The following is a 688-nucleotide window of genomic DNA, read 5'->3' as shown; positions in this document are numbered from 1 at the left end:
ATCAAATCCAAGGTGACCATCGAGCCGGTTACCACCTACGACCTCGAGATTGCCGGCACGAAGGTAAACTCCGCCAACTGCAACGACCTCAGCGTGATTGAAGGCGTGAGCGGAACGGTGAACTACGACCACTCCACCCGCACCCTCACCCTCGACAACGCCGCCATCAACGCCGGTGACTATCGCGGCATCTATTCAAAAATCGACGGTCTCACGGTGAAACTCACCGGCACAAACACCGTAACGGGATATGCAGCCGTCGGCCACACCCAGCCTATGACCATTACGGGCAGCGGCACGCTCAACGCAGAGGGCACAAATAACTGCGGTATCTATACCAACAATACCTCGCTCACCATCGACGGCTGCACCGTCAATGCCAAGGGCGAATGGGGCATTGCAGGAAATAGCGGCTCCTCGGAAACCCTCACCATCCGCAATGCCACGGTGACGGCAGAGGGCAGGGACGGCTCCATCTGCGACCTCCGGACCCTCACCCTCTACGGCTGCGCCATCACAAGCCCCGCCGGAGCGGTGTGGAACGCCGGGAAGCACGCCGTGTGCGACGCCTCGGGAAATATCATCAAATCCAAGGTGACCATCAAGCCCGTGACTTTCTACGACCTCGAGATTGCCGGCACGAAGGTAAACTCCGCCAACTGCAACAACCTCAGCGTGATCCCCGGCG

General features: G+C 59.4%; 1 pseudogene. It reads left to right on the top strand.

The annotated features are described in order from the left end of the window. Nucleotides 1-688 (top strand): annotated as a pseudogene (locus EII32_RS12275) (peptidase); the annotation flags it as partial.

The organism is Prevotella sp. OH937_COT-195, assembly GCF_003932845.1.
Taxonomy (GTDB): Bacteria; Bacteroidota; Bacteroidia; order Bacteroidales; family Bacteroidaceae; genus Prevotella.
This window is presented reverse-complemented; position numbering and strand designations above follow the sequence as displayed.